13 protein-coding genes are annotated in these 15117 nt (G+C 70.8%); 5 read left to right on the top strand and 8 right to left on the bottom strand.

All coding sequences use genetic code 11. The features are described from left to right. Window positions 1-5: 5 nt before the first annotated feature. Window positions 6-1490: a CoA-acylating methylmalonate-semialdehyde dehydrogenase gene (locus D7X74_RS12720; protein WP_120533225.1), complete on the bottom strand. Its 1485-nt coding sequence runs from the start codon at window positions 1488-1490 to the stop codon at window positions 6-8. 202 nt (window positions 1491-1692) lie between these two features. Further along, window positions 1693-2133: a hypothetical protein gene (locus D7X74_RS12715; protein WP_120533210.1), complete on the bottom strand. Its 441-nt coding sequence runs from the start codon at window positions 2131-2133 to the stop codon at window positions 1693-1695. A 585-nt stretch (window positions 2134-2718) separates the two neighbouring features. On the opposite strand from D7X74_RS12715, the gene D7X74_RS12710 reads away from it, so the two are divergent. From D7X74_RS12710 to D7X74_RS12700, 3 genes are all read left to right on the top strand, one after another. After that, window positions 2719-3438 carry a hypothetical protein gene (locus tag D7X74_RS12710; RefSeq protein WP_147446553.1) on the top strand — a complete coding sequence of 240 codons (720 nt, stop codon included), beginning with the start codon at window positions 2719-2721 and terminating at the stop codon, window positions 3436-3438. A gap of 249 nt (window positions 3439-3687) precedes the next feature. Beyond that, window positions 3688-5442: a PilZ domain-containing protein gene (locus D7X74_RS12705; RefSeq protein ID WP_120533208.1), complete on the top strand. Its 1755-nt coding sequence runs from the start codon at window positions 3688-3690 to the stop codon at window positions 5440-5442. Then, window positions 5439-6179 (top strand): hypothetical protein, encoded by a 741-nt coding sequence (locus D7X74_RS12700; RefSeq protein WP_120533207.1) that lies wholly within the window; start codon window positions 5439-5441, stop codon window positions 6177-6179. The genes D7X74_RS12705 and D7X74_RS12700 overlap by 4 nt, the downstream gene beginning before the upstream one ends. A gap of 15 nt (window positions 6180-6194) precedes the next feature. Here D7X74_RS12700 and D7X74_RS12695 read toward each other — a convergent pair whose 3' ends face one another. The 5 genes from D7X74_RS12695 to D7X74_RS12675 form a co-directional block, all read right to left on the bottom strand. Beyond that, window positions 6195-7439, bottom strand: a complete 1245-nt coding sequence (locus D7X74_RS12695; RefSeq protein ID WP_120533206.1) for an AAA family ATPase — start codon at window positions 7437-7439, stop codon at window positions 6195-6197. A gap of 179 nt (window positions 7440-7618) precedes the next feature. After that, window positions 7619-8140 (bottom strand): GNAT family N-acetyltransferase, encoded by a 522-nt coding sequence (locus tag D7X74_RS12690; protein WP_120533205.1) that lies wholly within the window; start codon window positions 8138-8140, stop codon window positions 7619-7621. Window positions 8141-8188: 48 nt separating this feature from the next. Further along, window positions 8189-9574, bottom strand: coding sequence for an ATP-binding protein (locus D7X74_RS12685; RefSeq protein ID WP_120533204.1), 1386 nt, complete (start codon window positions 9572-9574; stop codon window positions 8189-8191). 179 nt (window positions 9575-9753) lie between these two features. After that, complete coding sequence (locus D7X74_RS12680; RefSeq protein ID WP_120533203.1) at window positions 9754-11679, bottom strand: DUF4091 domain-containing protein; 1926 nt, start codon at window positions 11677-11679, stop codon at window positions 9754-9756. A gap of 121 nt (window positions 11680-11800) precedes the next feature. Then, the gene (locus D7X74_RS12675) at window positions 11801-13024 is read right to left on the bottom strand and encodes a phosphatidylserine/phosphatidylglycerophosphate/cardiolipin synthase family protein (RefSeq protein WP_233602076.1); all 1224 of its coding nucleotides are present in this window, start codon (window positions 13022-13024) and stop codon (window positions 11801-11803) included. Between the two features lie 219 nt (window positions 13025-13243). Between D7X74_RS12675 and D7X74_RS12670 the strand changes: the two genes are divergently transcribed. After that, window positions 13244-14029: a hypothetical protein gene (locus D7X74_RS12670; RefSeq protein ID WP_120533201.1), complete on the top strand. Its 786-nt coding sequence runs from the start codon at window positions 13244-13246 to the stop codon at window positions 14027-14029. Between the two features lie 166 nt (window positions 14030-14195). Continuing rightward, window positions 14196-14369: a hypothetical protein gene (locus D7X74_RS43655; protein WP_167508739.1), complete on the top strand. Its 174-nt coding sequence runs from the start codon at window positions 14196-14198 to the stop codon at window positions 14367-14369. A 100-nt stretch (window positions 14370-14469) separates the two neighbouring features. On the opposite strand, the gene D7X74_RS12665 is transcribed toward D7X74_RS43655, so the two are convergent. Continuing rightward, on the bottom strand, window positions 14470-15117 hold a 648-nt coding region (locus D7X74_RS12665), incomplete at its 5' end, for an ABC transporter permease (RefSeq protein WP_120533200.1).

The following is a 15117-nucleotide window of genomic DNA, read 5'->3' as shown; positions in this document are numbered from 1 at the left end:
GAGGGTCAGCTCATCCACGAGCCGTCGGAGCGCGCGGACCACTTGCGCGTCACCTTCTTGCGGTGGCTCCAGAAGTCGAGGCTGGACGGTCCGGTGATGTCACCGTGGCCGAACTTCGACTCGCCCGTGCCGCCGAAGGAGAAGGGCTCGCGTGGCACCGGCACGCCCACGTTGACGCCCACCATGCCGGCCTTCGCGCCCTCCACCACCGTCTGCGCCACCGCGCCGTTGGTGGTGAAGATGGACGCCGCGTTGCCGTACGGGGACGCGTTCTCCACCGCGAGCGCCGCCGACAGCGTGGTCACCCGCACGATGGAGAGCACCGGGCCGAACAGCTCCAGCCGCGCGGCCTCCATGTCCGGCCGCACGGCGTCCAGCACCGTGGGCCCCAGCCAGTTTCCGTGCGTGTAGAGCTCCCCCGTGGGACGCCGCCCGCGGCCATCCAGCAGCACCAGCGCCCCGTCCGCCTTCGCCTTCGCGATGGCCGTCTCCAGCCGGTCCACCGCGCTCCGGTCGATGAGCGCGCCCATGCCCGGGCCAGGCTCCAGCCGCGCGGCGCGCCTGATGATGTCTTCCACCAGCGGCTGCACGTTCCCCACCGCGAGCATCACGCTGGCGGCCATGCAGCGCTGGCCCGCGCAGCCGGTGAATGAGTCCACCACCGCCTGCGGCGTCAGGTCCGGATCCGCGTCCGGCACGACGATGAGGTGGTTCTTCGCGCCGCCCAGCGCCAGCACGCGCTTGCCGTGGCGGCTTCCTTCCGCGTACAGGTGCCGCGCCACCGGGGTGGAGCCCACGAAGGCCAGCGCCTTCACGTCCGGGTGCTCCACCAGCGCGTCCACCGCGGGCTTCGCGCCGTGCACGATGGAGAAGACACCGGGTGGGTAGCCCGCCGCCACCATCAGCTCGCCCAGCGCGCACGCGGTCAGCGGCACCTTCTCCGACGGCTTGAGGATGAAGGCGTTGCCCAGCGTGACGGCGATGGGGAACAGCCACAGGGGCACCATCGCCGGGAAGTTGAACGGCGTGATGCCGGCGACGACGCCCAGGGGCTCGCGGCGGTACTCGCAGGTGACGCCGCGGCTCACCTCCAGGTGCGCGCCGCTGTCCAGTTGCTGGAGCGACAGGGCGAAATCACAGACCTCCAGGCCCTTGAGCAGGCCCGCGCGCCCCTCCGCCACCGTCTTGCCGGACTCGCTCGCGGCCAGGTGCGCCAGCCGCTCCAGGTGTCGCTCCAGGAGCCCCCGGAAGGCCTGGAGGCACTGCGTGCGCTCGCGCAGCGGCGTCAGGCCCCAGTCTCGCGCCGCGCTCTTCGCGGCCTCCACCGCCTGGGCGACACCAGACGCGGTGGTCAGCGGCACCCGGCCGATGAGGGCCCCCGTGTAGGGGCTGCGGACATCTTGCGTCTGGGCCTCGGTGGGAGACAGCCATTCCCCGCCCACGAGGTTACGACAAGAGACAACGCTCTCGGGAAACCGAACCAAGGACACGCGCACCCCCCCGGTGTTGCGTGACGAATTGGCCGCAATGGTAGACGCAAGTCGATGACGCTCGGCAAGCCGGGGGGACACAACGGTGTCCTCGCCTGATCGGAAGCGATGGATCTCCGAATGTTGGTGTGTCGCAAACCCGACCGATGCGCGGGCGGGTGTTCAGCGGCCGTGGGTGCGCCAACGTGCGCGCCGCGCCTCGTCAGGCCTGGGCGAGCATCCGCTGGTGGCGCTCGGACAGGCTGGCCGTGTCGATGCTGCCGCGCAGCTCCGCGATGGCGGTGGCGTCTTCCGTGTCCGGGTTGAGGCCCAGCGACATGGCCTCCAGGTACAGCTCCAGCGACAGCAGGAAGCGCGAGTCGGCGGTGAGGGGGTCCCCCTGCTCGCGCATCAGCTCGCCGTCCTCGCGGACCAGCTTCGCGAGCATCCGCACCCGGGCGAAGGTGCCAAGCAGCCGCGAGGTGGACTCGGCATCCGCCAGGATGAGGGTGCTGTACTCCATCCCGAGCACGTCCAGGGACGTCCCCCGGATGAGGGCGCGCGCGTCCCCGTACCGCTTCTCCTTGCGGGCCCGGAGGATGCTGGCGATGGCGGCGACGAACTGCTCGACGGCCCGCTCGATGAAGTCCTTGCGGAGAGACATGGGCTCTGGAGGCTAAGCGCGTCCGGAGGGGTACGCACCTTTCCCACCGATAACACCGAGCCTTGTTACATGTAACCCAGGGGGTCTCCTGTTTTCGCTGCTGACCGGCGGTCAGACGACGGGGTGGCGGCACGCCCTCTACGTGCCACCTCCCCGTGACAGAGCGGCTCAGTCCGCGCAGGGCTCGATGTCCCACGGGTTGTGCCGACGCGAGCCGCCCCTCCGCCAGGATGGACACCAGGCGCAGCGGCCCCACCTCCACCGGGCCCTGGGCCTTCAAGGTGCCGTTCAAGAGGCCTTCGCTCTGGATCCGGAAGCCGCGCCGGCTTCCGTCGCCAGGGCGGTCGAGGAACCCAGCATCATTCCCATCGAGGCAACGACAGTCATTCCCCACTTCATTGGCAACCCCCTCCGCTTGTCAGTGATTGGGGCTCACGCTCAAACGGTGGTCCTGACAATCCTTACGGGGGGCTCATGACAGACTGTCGCGGTTCCCGGGGGCGCGGAGCTTTCCCTGCAAGGAATCACAAGGATTTGGCGGCCGGCACGTGAATTGCTGGATCGTCTGCCCAAAGGAGCCATGCCATGACGACGATGAGGTCTGGGATTCGCGCGGCGGCGCTGATGGGTGTCTGTCTTGTTGGAGGTGCCGCTGGGAGTGAGGAGGTGCGGTTGACCGTCAAGGACACCCCGCAGCCGCTCGCCACCGCGTTGAAGCGTCTGGAGACGCGCGAAGGTTGGGGCATCACCTATGAGGAGCCCTTGAGCGCGGCGGCTGCGGACGGCGCCATCGACCTGACCTATACCGTCACGGAGGAGACCCGGAAGGACGCGAAGCTTCAGGAGCAGGTGCTGACCCAGCTCATCGCCCAGCAAGCGGGACAGGCCGCGCCCCGCTTCCGCCTGACGAGCGCCGGAGGCCTCTGGCACATCACCCCCGTGCAGGGCTCTCCCCTGGACACGCCCATCACCCTGCCCCGCCAGGAACGCCCGCTGGGAGAGGTCCTCCGGGTCCTCTGCGCCGAGGTCACGAAGCACAGCGGAACGCCGCTCGAGCTGGGGCCCACGATTGGACTCCGGTTGGAGACCCCCATCACGTTGGAGGCCACCACCCAGGAGCCCGCCCGCACCGTGCTGGCACGGGTGCTCAACAGCGCATCCCGGCGTGCGGCCTGGACCCTGCGCGGCCAGGGGGCGCAGAAGAAATATGTCCTCTCGGCGCACCGGGTCTTCCGCCTCGCGGGCGACACGCCGCCCTCCACGCCCGCGGAGGGCGCTCCGAAGCAGCCGCCTTCGGGCCACTGACCGGGACGCACGCGGGAGGGCTTCAATGTCCGGGCGCCTTCGCCCGTCTCCAGCACGACCCGAGGTCCCTCGGGGCACCTACGGGCTTCCGGGAGGGGTGTCCTCCCGGTGGAGCCTCGGCTCCGTCGTATTCCTTCGGATCCAACAACCCAACCGGTGAGCCGGCTCCGTATCTATTTCAAGCACGCTTCCCCGTGACCCACGGGTGAACCCAGCGCGTGCGGCCGTCCATCATCCGGGAGAGACACCGTGGGAGCGCACGTCGCGCGGGCACAACTGCGTCCGTCGTCCGAGGCACCGGGCCTGGAATGGGATTCCGGCGCCCCGTCCGCCCTCATCCTGGATGACATCACCGACCCCGCGCGGATCCGCGTCATCCTCACCACCGCGGCGGCCCTGGGCTCCCCTGCCCTGCTGCGACGAGGTGAGACGGTGACGCCGCTGCGGCTCAAGCGCCTGGATTCGGCCACCGGGCGTCTGCATTGGACGGGGCCGACCGTGGACGCAGTCGCCTGCGACATTGAAATCCAGGGTCACCACTGCATCTACCGGTTGCACGTGACGAAGGATCCGCGCGATGCGGACGCGTGGGAGACGCCGCTGCCCTCGCGCATCATCCAGGTGCGGCGCCGAGCCTGGCGGCGTGCGCCCGCGCCCGGGTCGCTGCGCGTGCGGTTGCCCCTGCCCGGGTGGCTCGGCCGGGAGCGCTCGGCGGTGGACCTGTCCCTGGGCGGACTGTCGCTGCGACTGGCCCCGAGCGAGCGCCTCTCCGTGGGTCGGGTGCTCCAGCCCATCGAGCTGCTCACGGAGGACGGTCAGCGTCTGTCATTGCGCGGAGAGGTGCGCCATGTGTCCGCCGGCGCCGATGAGACCTTCCACTGCGGTCTTCAGGTGACACCGCTGACCCGGGACGACGCGGAGCCCTGGCGCGCGCTGGTGACCCGGGCCCTCCATCCGACGACGCGCGCGGATGGCGTGCTGGTGGAGGAGCACTGGCGGCTGTTCAGTGACTCCGGTTACTTCGACCTGGCTGGCCGCTCCTCCGAGTGGTTCGAGGCACGACGCGCGAGCTTCGTGGCCCTGGGGAAGCGGGTCGCGGGCCTGGAAGCCGTCCTCTCCGAGGTGGTGTGGCCTTCGGAGCGCGGGGTGGAGGCGACGCTCTCCATCATGAAGCCCTACCGCTCCCTGTGGATGGTGCACCAGTTGGCCCGGCACCAGGACGGTTCACGGTACGAGCGCACCCGGGGACAGATGTTGCGCGACGTCTACGTGCGCGCCGTGGAGCATGCGCAGGCGGACAGCGCCTTCCGGTGGTTCGCGGCGTACATCGAATCGACGGTGCCCTTCACCCACCGCGCGCATGTCGGCTTCGCCGAACGGATGGCCGGCACGGGGCGGACCTGCCTGCTGCCGATGCGGATGATCGACGTCGAGTGCGCGCATCCCAGCGGCCAGGAGGACTCCAGACTGGAGCTGGGCCCCGCGACGGATGCGGAGCGGAGGCGGCTCGTGGAGGAGCTCGCCCTCACCCGGCCCGCCTGCTACGCCGAAGCGCTGGACCTCCGGCTGGAGACGCTGGACCTGGAGGACGCGGCGCGGCCGTGGGTCTCCCAGGGGCTGGAGCGCGAGCGGTACGTGCTGGTCGCTCGGGAGGGAATGACGCCCCTGGCGGTGGCCGTGCTGGAGGTCGGGCCTCCGGGGACCAATCCCTTCCGCCTGCTGGACTCCGCGCGCCTGTTCCCGCTGTCCGCTCGCGGGAGGGACGCCTACCCGGCGCTGCTGGACGAAGCGCGCCGCTGGTTCGCCCGTCGGGACCGCGACAGCTTCACCTTCCTCGCCGAGGCCCCCGGCGATGTCGAAGCAGCGGGCCTGCACGACGACGCCCCCGAGGCCAGGCCCTACCTCTGGATCATCCCCGCGGACCTCGCCTCCGAATTCCTGGAACACATCCACGAGCAGACGGCGCCCCGTCCGCTCCACACCCCCGAGAAGGAGCTGTCATGAGCCTGATGCAGACGCAGTACCTGCCGCACGTGCAGGAGACCCGAGCCCGCCTGGAGTCGGACCCCGTGGTGCGCATGCTGCTGGACCCGGGCATCGCCCCCGGCGTGATGGAGCGCTTCCTCATCGAGTGGTCCGCCCGGGGCGCCTACATGACCGAGCCGGTGGACGGGTGGATCCGCGGCGCGGGCGAGCGCTGCATCGCGCTGGGTCAGGAGAAGGTGGGCCGTCAGCTCATCACCCACGCGAAGCACGAGGCCGGCCACCACCTGATGACCATTCAAGACGCTCGGGTGTTGGTGGACACGTGGAACAAGCGTCACGCGGACGTGCTGGACGCGGACGCGCTGGTCGCGCAGGCGCCCACGGCCGCCATGCGTGAATACCGGCAGGTGCACGACGAGGCCATCACCGGCGACCTGCCCCTGGGCCAGGCCGCCATCGAGTACGAGGTGGGCTATCTGGCGGTCGTGCTGGTGCCCCGCATCCTCGCGAACGTGCGCGCGGTGCTCGGGCAGCGGACGCTGGACACGCTCACCTTCCTGAAGGAGCACGCGGAGGTGGACGTGGGCCACACCGCGCTCAACGAACGGATGATGGAGGACCTGCTGCGCACGCACCCCGAGGAAGGCCCGCGGCTGGCGGCATACGGCACGCGCGGGCTGGACTGCTACCTGCGCTTCCTGGGCGACTGCATGCGCGCGGCCCAGGACACCGGCCGCCTCTCCGCCGCGGCCTGAGCCTGCTGCCGGGAGTCACGGGGCCGGGTGCAGGGGCTTGCGTGACTCCCAGTACTCGCGGAGCGCGGGCACGGAGACGAGCTCCCGCTCCGGATAGCGCAACGCCGTCAGCTTGCCTCCGAACACGCAACCGGTGTCCAGGCAGACGGTGTTGTGGACCCACTCGGCTTCCGGCACCGAGGTGTGGCCGTACACCACCACCGCGCTCCCCCGGTACTGCTCCGCCCAGTCGGCGCGCACCGGCAGGCCATACGCATCCGCTTCGCCCGTCGTCTCTCCGTAGAGCGCGAAGTCGCGCATCTCCGTGGAGTCGCGCCCGTGCATCGACTCCTTCAAGCCCGCGTGCGCCACCACCAGGCGTCCGTCGTCCAGGACGTAGTGCGGGGAGCGGGCCTCGATGAAGTCCGCCACCGCCTGTGAGAACTCCGGGGGCTCGCGCTCCAGTTGCTCCAGGGTCATCGCGAGCCCGCGCGCGACCCGCACATCCTTGCCCCGCAGCTTCTTGAGCAGCTTGATTTCATGGTTGCCCGGCACGCACAGCGCCGTGCCCGCCTCCACCATGCCCATCACCAACCGCAGCACGCCCGTCACGCCCGGGCCCCGGTCGATGAGGTCGCCCAGGAACACCACCCTGCGCCCCTCCGGCACCCCCACGTCGAACCCGGGCGAGCCGTCCGCGCGCGGCGCGACCGTGTAGCCCAGCTTCGTCAGCAGCGCCTTCAGCTCGTCGAAGCAGCCGTGGATGTCTCCGATGATGTCGAACGGTCCGTGTTCCTCCTGGCGGTGACTCGGCACGCGCTGCCGTTCAAACGACACCGCGTCCACCGTCTCCGGGGTGAGCACATGGATGTGCTTGAAGCCCTCCTTCGGCAGGCTCCGCAGGGCGTTCTGCAGTTGCTGCGCCTGATTGCGCAGCCCGCGTGCACTGGTTCCGGGGCGGGAGCGATTGCGCTCCAACAGGAGCGCTTCCGGCAGGTCCAGCACCACCGCCACCAGGGGCACGTGGTGTTCACGCGCCAGGGCCATCCAGCGCTTGCGTGACTCGGCGCTCAGCGGAACGCCGTCGATGACGGTACAGGCGCCCCGCGCCAGCCTCGCGGCCACGTCGGCGTGCAGCGCGGCGGCCTCCGGGGACGTGCCATCGTTGACGTCGGACACCACGTCCGTGGGCGGGAAGTGCCGGTGGGCGAGCGTGGAGCGGCCGGAGCCGGAGGGACCGATGAGCAGCACGAGCGACTGCCCTGGGATTTGGAGCTTCATGGTTCGAACACCGACGTGAGGGTCGGCGCACCGACCGGCGCCCCTTCCGGGGCAGGGCGCACGCCGTCACTCCAACGCGCGACCCCGACCGGCGCCCGGGTCACGCGAAGCCTCGCGGACCCTCCGGCTCCGGACGGGATGAGCCCCCTACGTGCGGCCGCGCGTCCACCTGACATGCGTCACTTCAACGGCAGGATGAAGGCTTCCAGGTACACCTCCGGACGGTCGATGTCGCCCGCGGGCGTGCGCTGGTAGCCCCGGCGCTCGTACATGCGCGCCACGCCCGTCGCGCCCCGGCGCACGTGGAGGGTGATGGCGTCCAGGCCCCAGCGCCGCGCGAGGACCTCCGTCTCCGCCAGCAGCGGCTGCGCCAGGCCCTTTCCGTGGACGCGCACCGACGTGGCCAGCGCCCGCAGGTCCGCCGTGCGGGGCAGCCAGGATTCGGAGCCGGGCGCACCGGGCGGGTACAGGGCCACCGTGCCCACGATTTCGCCGTCCAGCTCCGCCACCAGGAGGGTGCACACCTTCCGGCGCGAGGCCACGTCGCGCAGGAACGCCTTGCGCTCCTCGGAGTAGACGACCTCCGGCAACTTCTTCGCGTACTGCGTGATGTAGGCGTCCACCAGCAGCTCGCCAATCGCCCCGTCATCCTCGGGGCGAGCCTCGCGGATGAGGGTCCGCGCCACCAGGTCCGTGCTCATGTGCCGCCCCCTAGCACGCTGGCTGCCAGGGGGACAGCGGGCCGTCGTTCAGCCCGGGTTGCAGGGCAGCTCGACCGTGAAGGTGGCGCCGCTGCCGGGCTCGCTCTCCACGCGGATGATGCCGCCGTGGGCTTCAACCCCCTGCCTGGCAATCCAGAGCCCCAGCCCCAATCCCCCATAGTTGTTCGTCGACACCGCGCGCTCGAACCGGTCGAAGATGCGGGCCTGCGCATCGAGGGGAACCCCGATGCCGTGGTCCTTGATCACCAGCCGTGCCCGGTCCCGGGACGCCTTCACCATCACCTCCACGGGCTTGCCCGCGCCGTACTTGAGCGCGTTGGAGAGCAGGTTCGTCACCACCTGCTCAAGCCGTGACCGGTCCCACCGGCCCCACGTCGGCTGATCGACGAGCACCCGGAGCTGGCAGCCCGACCGGGTCACCTCTTCGGAGGCGCGGTCCACCCCCTCCAGCACGAGGGCCGCCAGATCACATTCCTCGGCCTGGAGCACGAGCCGCCCCTCGCTGATGCGGACGACATCCAGGAGGTCCTCCGTGAGCGTGCCGAGCCGCTCCACCTGACGCCGTGCCCGGTCCAGCCGCTCCTGCACGCGCGCATCCCCCACCTCCCGCGCCAGACGCGTGAGGGAGTGGAGCTGGAGCTGGAGGGCCATGAGGGGCGTGCGCAGCTCGTGCCCGGCGATGGACAGGAAGTCATCGCGCAGCCGCACCGCCACCAACAGCTCCTTCTCGATGCGCTTGCGGTACTCAATCTCCGCTTCGAGCATCTTGGAGCGTTGCTGGAGGACCGCGACTTCGCGCAGGCGCAGCTCATCGGCGGGAACGCCCGAATAGGCCTCGGTGGGGCTGACGTGGGCATGCGCGCCGCAGACGTCCTGGAACACCCGCGCATCCTCCTGCGTCTGGAAGCCTCCCAACGCATAGGCGCACAGCAGGCCGAACGGGTGCGACTTGCCAAGCTCGTTCCACTGCTCCTCCAACAGGAGCGCGGCCTTGGGGTTCTGAGCCTTCAGGAGCAGGTCCACCATCTCGCCGAAGGCGCGAACCCTCCGCCCGCCCGCGGCGCGATGGCTCCTGTCGAGCACCTCCCCGATGACCTGCTGGAAGCGACTCCAGTCCGGCAGTCCGTCGACCATGAACCTGGCGAGGGTGGCCCGGGCATCGAGCAGGACGAGCCGCCCGTCCTCCAGGGCGCGCTCCACCTCGAAGCCCAGGGCCTTCAGCCGCGCCGTGAAGCCCTCCGCGTGCGCTTCCGAGGCGATGACGACCGCGGGCTCACCCTCCTTGAAACCGGCGTCCAGGAACTTCGCGACCACGTCGAAGAGGAACGATGGATCCTCGTAGAACTGGACGCGGTGGTCGCTGCCTCCCGACGGGTGCTGGCGTTGCGCCGTACATCCGTGGGCTGAGCTCATGGGGCATCATACGGCCGACCCGGGAATCCGCATCCGGCCCACCCGGCGGCTGCCACCTTGGCAGCATCACTCGGGACCTTCATGCCAGGGGTACGTCACGTTCCCCACGCTCGGAGTGACGGCTTTCCGTCAGGGTTGGTCGCCCGCCAGGAAACCCCTCCCCCGCCAGCCTGGTCTCATCAGGGCGCGCGGACGCACCGTTTCCGCCGCGCGCCCTTGAGTGCCCAGGCCGCGAACAGCAGGCCTCCCGCCACCGCAGCGGATCCGCCTCCGCCCGTGGTGCAGCCGCCCGTCGGCGTCCCCGCATCCACCGTCTCCGGATCCACGCCCGGCTTCGGCGTGGGCGCCTCCTGTGACGGTCCCTCCGCGACCTCTTCCGGCGGCGTCCCCGCATCCGTGGGGTCCGGCGGCGTGCCCGCGTCGGGGGACGCCTCACTGGCGGTCAGCTCCTGATAGCGCTGGATGAGCCGCAGCCGCGCCGCATCGAACGCGGCGCCGTCGTCCGTCACGCGCGACGCGGCCGGGATCAGCTCCCGCGCCACCTTGCGCGCGAAGCCCGGGTCTCCCGCGTCACTCACCGCCTTGAGCCACTCGTAGTCCTGCATGCCCTGACGGATGAGCTTCAGGCGCAGCGACGCCACCGGCACGTCCGTCGTCCCGCCAATCGCGGCCGGCGTGCCCGGGTAGAAGAGCGTCCCGTCGCCGTTGCCATTGAAGCGGTACTGGTCCGACCACGCCGTGGAGAGCATGCCCACCGACTGGTAGTACAGCTCGCCCGTCGCGCCCTCCAGGAACGTCACCCACTCCATCGCGCGCGCCTTCGCCGCCGACCGGTCCAGCATGTACGACGGCCACCCCGCGCCCGGCTTGTTCTCCGGCGCGTTGGTGCCATACGCACAGCCGTGGCTCATGCAGCTCTGATACATCCACAACTGCGTACCGGGACGCTTCAGGAAGTCCGTGTACGTGTCGCGCTGGTCGCCCCGGAAGGTGCCTTCCGTGCCGTCCAGGTGGTTCACCAGCGGCACCACCGCGTCCACCAGGCCCTCCAGGTCGTGGTTGCCCATCTCGTGCGAGTTCGTCGTCAGCAGCGTGCGCAGCCCGGGCGCCGCCTCGCGCACCAGGGCCCCCGTCGCGTGCACCTGCGCGAAGCTCGTGCCGTAGGGCGGCTCGTCCCCCAGTTGCACGTAGGCCCGGTCCAGCCAGCCCTTCGCCTTCATGTGCGCGGTGAAGTCCTTCAGGTTCTCCGCGTCGAGCGGGCCCACGTACTCCAGGCTCGTCATCCGCGCGCCGGGCAGCCGCGTGGGCGCGGTGCCGTCCAGGTACGGCCCCCACGTCGCGTCGAAGTCGCTCCACGCGGGCGGCCAGGGCTTGCGCGGGAAGAGGCTGGACAGCGTGAAGCGGTGCTCCAACGCCATGCGCTGGTAGCGCGCGAGCAGCGGCTGCAATTCCTTCGGCGTGCAGTCCTCCCGGCCCGTGTGCGCGCGGCACACGTGCGGCGGCCACAGCAGGAACGCCGACGGCAGCGAGGACGTGCTGGGCAGCGTCGCGTCCACCACCGTCAGCCGCGCGGTCACCTGCCGCTGGAAGCCTCCGGCGGCCTCCACCGTCACCGTGCCGGTGTAGTCACCGGGGGGCGCATCCTTGGGCACGTGCACGTCCACCCAGACGGCTCGCGCCTCGCCCGCGGGCACGTCGAAGGGGAAGGCCGTGCGCTGCTCCCCGGCGACCTCGTCCGTGTCCGGCACCAGGCCGTCCGGCCACCGGCCCACCGGCTCTCCCGCCACGGAGGCCTGCTTCGTGGTGACGAGCGCCTCGCGGTACAGCGTCACGTCCGGCCCCTTCAGCGTCGCGGGGCCCTCCAGCGCGGGCAGTCGGGCGCGCACGCCCTGGAGGCCCGAGTCCCCTCCGTGCAGCGCCACCTGGAACGAGACGAACTCATTGCGCGCCCCGGTGAGGCGCACCTCGGTGGCGCTCCGGACGGCACTCTGCGGCCGGACCTTCACCATCAGCCCCTCGCCCCACACGGCGGGACTGGCCGCGAAGGCCGGCAGGGCCACGGACAGCGACAGCAGGGCGAGGCACGACGGTCGTCTCGAAGGCATGAGGGAAGAAACGCACGCGGGCCTGGGAGGGCTTCCCGCCAGGGACGCTCCTGTCAGCCGGGCAGGCAGGCGGGCAGCGGCCCCGCGGTGGCTTGCTCCCACTCGCGGCGCGCGGTCCGGCTCAGAGGAAATCGCCGATGATGCCCGGGAGCTGTTCGCCCAGCCGCTGGAGCAGGCCGCGCTGCTTCCAGCCCTGCCAGTGGATCTCCCGGGAGTGCGTGAGGTCCTGCTCGAAGGAGGCCTCCAGCGCCTTCGCCAGCACCGGATCCTCCACCATCAGGGAGCCCTCGTCGGTGTGGTTGAGCGCCAGCGGATCCATGTTGGTGGAGCCCACGATGCCCAGCAGGTCGTCCGCGAGCAGCGTCTTGGAGTGCATCATGGAGATCTCGTACTCCCAGATGCGCACCCCCTCCGACAGCAGCCGTGCGTAGGACGCGCGCTGCGCGGAGAGCACGGGCCCCACGTCGTGGTAGCGGCCCGGCACCAGCACGCGCACGTCCACGCCCTGGCGCGCCTTCTCGATGAGCATGTCGCTGAGGGCTTCGGACGGGATGAAGTACGAGTTGGCGATCCACAGCCGGTGCTTCGCCGACGCGATGGACAGCGCCCACATCTTGGACGCCTCCGACAGGAAGCGGTGGCCGGTGCTCGCGACGAAGCACGCGTGGGCTTCACCGGCCGGCGCGAGGGGCGGGAAGGACTCCGGAGGAAGGAAGTCGCCCCCGGCCTCCTGCCAGTTCTCCGCGAAGGCCACCTGCATGCCGCGCACGGCGGGACCGCGCACGCGCACGTTGGTGTCGCGCCAGGTCTCCGCCGCATCGCCGTTGCCCAGCCAGCTGCGCCAGATGCCGAAGCCGCCGGTCAGCGCCACCTCGCCGTCGCGGATCACCAGCTTGCGGTGCATGCGCGCGCGGATGCGCACCGCGTCCAGCGAGGCCACCGCGCCCTGGTACGGGCGGTAGATGCGCACGTCGCACCCGGCGTCCGCGAGCACGGGGGCGACGACCTCGAAGTTCACGCTGCCCAGCGGGTCCACGAGCACGCGGCACTGCACGCCGGGTGCTCGCTCACGCAGCGCGATGAGCAGCCGGTCCGACGGAATCCCCGGACGCCAGATGTAGCTGGCGATGTGGATGCTGGAGCGGGCGGCGCGGATCTCCTCCTCGATGACGTCGAAGACCTGGCCGTTCTGCACCAGCTCCACGCCGTTGCCCGGCTCCAGCGACATCCCCAACGTCTGGGTGATGGCCACGGAGCGCGCCACCGGGTCGTCCGGCAGCGCGCGCAGGCGCAGATCATGCCGGTGGTTGGGATACGAGCACCCCGCGGCGAGCAGGGCAATCAAGATGGGCCAGGCCAGCCGCACGGTCCCGAAGGTAGGGCACGCCCCTCCAAGACGCATCCACCGCGTGCGCGACAGTGGAGGAAGCACCGGGATGGACCCCGGCACCGTCCACCCGATGACGGTTGCACCGCGTGTCTCAAGAGGCGGGTGGTGTCAGACGCGTCGCATGCGCACTGCTGGGAGTGGCATCGGACGGCGGCACGGAGGACGGACACGGACATGAAGCGACGGGGGAAGGGGCGGGCCTGGGACCGGGGCGTCCGGGCGCTCCTCATGGGGAGTCTGCTGGGGGCGCCAGTCGCGCTCGCGGTGGAACAAGCGCCGGAGGTGCCTCCCACGCAGGACGGAGCGCGTGCTCCCGAATCCCTCGCGGAGCCGCCACCGCCGCTGGAGCCCACCGCGTCGGATGTGCCGTTCATGGACACCGTGACGCCGCCTCCCGCCGTGCCGCCCCGCGTCCTGCGTCCCTTCATTCCGCACGGGGAACCCGACACGAACGCGAAGCTGTCCGGCGGCACGATCGCCGCGCACGCGGGGCTCACGCTGGTGCCCCTGGCCTCCGTCTGGACCGCGACGCGCGTGGGCGGTGACACCCGCCTGGGCGCCACCGCCGCCGAGGCCGCCGCCGGCACCCTGCTGGCCTCGCTCCCCGGACGCTTCCTCTTCGTCCACCCCTCCTATCCCCAGGGCCGGTGGCTGGAGTTGGAGGTCGGCGCGTTCGGCGCCGCCTTCGTGGTGACGCCGCCCATCGCCGCGCTCGGCACCTGGGGCATGGGCGAGGTCGCGTTCGGCGCCAGCGAACAACGCGGCCACGCGTACCTGGGCGCGCTCGGAGGTGCGACGGCGGGAATGCTGCTCGGCATCGCCGCGCACGAAGGCCTGAAACACCTCGCCGGCTCCAGCGAGCGGCTGGCCACCTTGCGCAGCTACCTTGCGTTCTCGCTCATCGGCACCGGCGCCACCGTGGGCTATCAGTGGAGTCGCACTCCCACGCAGCGGCGTTGACGCATCGTTTCGCCGCACCGATGTTTCACTTTTCTTCCCGCGTGCGGCGCCTCGGCGCCCTGCTCCCCACACCGGCGCACGGGCCTGCAACATCCCCCGTGGCGCTGTCAGACGGGGCCCCTAGAGTGCGCCTCGCAGCACGAACACGACCCAGGGAGAAGACACCATGCAGGCTCGCAAGCACGTCCGCCACATCGCGTTCATCGCCGCTGTCGTCGCCACCGTGATGGGCGTGGGCATCGCCGTCGCGCCGGCCTCCGCCACCGCGGGGGATTGCACGCCCACCTGTTTCAAGAACCCCATCTCCGGGCAGATCACCTGTACGTACCCCTGCCCGTAGTCCCGCGCGGGCAGCGCACGTAGGTCCCAGGGCCCCACCCGCGCATGCCGGGTCGGGGCCTTCTTCATGCCCCGGACACGGAGCCCCGAAGAAGACGCGCCTACTCGGAGCGCATCGCCTCCACGGGGTCCAGCTTCGCCGCGCGCGCCGCCGGGTAGATGCCGAACGCCAGCCCCACCCCGCAGCTCATCGCCAGCGACACCGCCACGGACCAGAGCGGCACCTCCGTGGGCAGTTGGATCATCCACCGCGCCAGCAGCGACAGGCCCACGCCCAGGCCCACGCCCAGCGCGCCGCCCACCAGCGACAGCACCACCGCCTCCAGCGCGAACTGCGCGAGGATGCGGTAGCGCTTGGCCCCCAGCGCCTTGCGGATGCCAATCTCCCGCGTCCGCTCCGTCACCGCCACCAGCATGATGTTCAGGATGCCGATGCCGCCCACCAGCAGCGACAGCAGACACACGCCGAAGCTGGCCGCGGAGATGGCCGCGGACATGTTGTTGAACATCTCCGTGGTGCTCGCATTGGAGAAGATGAAGAAGTCGTCCGCTTCGTCCGGCTTGAGCCCGTGACGCCGGCGCATGAGCAGCGTCACCTCATCCTCCGCCCGCGAGAGCACGTCCGCGGAGCGCGCCTGGATGCTGATGCGCAGGTCCCGGATGCCGAAGATGCCCGCGTACGTGGTGAGGGGAATCATCGCCTGGTTGTCCTGGCTGGCCCCGCCCATGAGCCCACCCCGGCGCTTGAG

The organism is Corallococcus sp. CA047B (assembly GCF_003612065.1).
GTDB lineage: Bacteria > Myxococcota > Myxococcia > Myxococcales > Myxococcaceae > Corallococcus > Corallococcus praedator.
This window is presented reverse-complemented; position numbering and strand designations above follow the sequence as displayed.